The sequence below is a fragment of the Microcystis sp. LE19-131.1A genome, from assembly GCF_027532015.1.
Taxonomy (GTDB): Bacteria; Cyanobacteriota; Cyanobacteriia; order Cyanobacteriales; family Microcystaceae; genus Microcystis; species Microcystis ichthyoblabe_A.
Genome location: NZ_JAPZSS010000007.1, coordinates 1 through 2290, shown reverse-complemented (window position 1 = coordinate 2290; position 2290 = coordinate 1). Strand labels below are relative to the sequence as shown.

Annotated in this window: 1 protein-coding gene; it reads left to right on the top strand. The window is 42.0% G+C overall.

What is annotated here, in order from left to right; genetic code table 11:
* Positions 1-489: 489 nt before the first annotated feature.
* A partial coding sequence (gene ltrA / locus O9323_RS00425) for a group II intron reverse transcriptase/maturase (RefSeq protein ID WP_288124520.1) occupies positions 490-2290 on the top strand: 1801 nt, incomplete at its 3' end.

Sequence of the window (2290 nt, the reverse complement as noted above, 5' to 3'; positions counted from 1 at the left end):
TACAAAGGTGAGAGTAACGGCGATAGCCACCCCCAGATTCAGAAATCACAATTCTGGGACTGAAGCGGGGAACGGAAGGCTCCGAGGTGTAACCTAACACCAGAATCGAGACCACTGCCAACCATCCATGATTAGGCGTGAGCCGAATGTCTGACCTGAACCATCGTAATTAGCTAGTAGTGAAATAGGTTGATACACTGCGTTCAAAAGAACAAGGGGAAAAGTAAGGAATTTACTAACTCACTTACACAGACCTTTAAAAGTACCCCGATGGATAGGACAAATCTAAAGATGGAATGCCCATATAAACGGAACGTGATAAGCCCTTTCAGGCTCTGAGTATCGGTCGAAATACTCAGTAGTGATAAGTGTAAGCGCAAGCCTTCAAGGGTGTGAGATGTAACCAAAAGCCAACGCCTGACGGTAATAGTCAGGATATGCTCACAGGTTACGGTTTGATTGTAAGGATAGAGTCTAGTAGGAGTCTATATGACGAAATCGAGAGAAAGTAAAGGGTTCGGGAAACCGAAAACCACTAAGACTACGAATGTATGGAAAGCTATCAACTGGGGGAAAATCCAAAGATATGTTTTCAAGCTCCAAAAGAGGATATACCAAGCGGCTAAATCGGGACAGGATGCAAAGGTTAGAAGGTTGCAACGTCTATTGGTGAAATCATACTACGCTCGTCTATTAGCAGTTCGCAAAGTAACCCAAGATAATCAAGGAAAGAAAACAGCAGGAGTCGATGGAGTGATAGCAATATCCCCAGAACAAAGGCTAAATCTAACCGAAGAAATCAAGGGAAAACTTAAAGCAAAACCGTTAAGAAGGGTATGGATTCCTAAACCCGGCAGGGATGAAAAACGTCCACTAGGAATACCAACCATCAAAGACAGAGCTAGACAAGCGTTGATTAAATCGGCACTCGAACCAGAATGGGAGTCAAAAATGGAAGAAACCAGCTACGGTTTTCGACCCGGAAGGTCTGCCCATGATGCAATATCGAGGATATACCTTAGCATCAATAAAAGTAGCTACTTCGTATTAGATGCTGATATTGCCAAGTGTTTTGACCGAATTAATCAAAACTTCCTACTGTCAAAAATTCATTGTCCCACTGCCTTGAAAAGAGACATTAAACAATGGCTCAAAGCAGGAGTATTGGATAATGGCGTATTTGAAGAAACAGAAACAGGGACACCCCAAGGAGGGGTAATAAATCCACTACTAGCCAACATCGCACTGGATGGAATGGCAAGATTAATTGAAACACTATTCCCCAAAAAGGGTAGTAAAACTCAAGCTGTTCTAATAAGATACGCCGATGACTTTGTGGTGATTTCACCATCACTCGAAATCATTGAACAGTGCCAAACTGCCATTTCTGAATGGTTAAAACCAATTGGATTAGAACTCAAACCAGAAAAAACCAGAGTGTCTCATACACTCAACCCCATTGAGTACAATGGGAAAACTGAAGAACCCGGTTTTGATTTTCTAGGATTCAATATCAGACAATATCCAACAGGAAAGTACAAATCTGGGAAAACAGGAGGGAGAGGAAGCCAATTAATTGGTCACAAAACCCACATCAAACCCAACCAAAAAGCAGTTAAAGCCCACACAGAAGCGATTAAAGGTGTAATCAAAAAACACAAAACAGCACCTCAATCAGCCCTGATTAGTCACTTAAACCCAATCATTAGAGGTTGGGCTAACTACTACTCAGGAGTAGTATCTATGGATACCTTCAATAAACTAGACAATACAATCTGGTTAATGTTAAGGGCATGGACAGTATCAAGATGCGGTAAATCAAACCACGAAAAGCTGAGAAACTACTTTAGACCGGGTACAGTTAAACTCAGCAATGGGAAAGAAAGGCAAGAATCTTGGTTATTTAAGACCAAAGATGGTCTTCATTTATGGCAACATAATTGGACACCAATTGTCAGACATACCCTAGTACGCCCCGAAACTTCACCTTACGACGGAAATTGGACTTACTGGGCGACCAGACGAGGACAAGCAATCGACACACCGACAAGAGTAGCTAAACTACTTAAGAAGCAACAAGGCAAGTGTAGCCGATGTGGGCAGTATTTCACCCCATCGGATTTAATTGAAGTTGACCACATTCACCCTCTCAGCCTAGGCGGAAAGGATGAATATAAGAACCTTCAATTACTACACCGCCACTGTCACGATGATAAATCGGCATCTGATGGAAGCCTAAAATCATCTGGTTTGACAACTTCAGAAGTCAAACTAGATAATACAAGGTTAA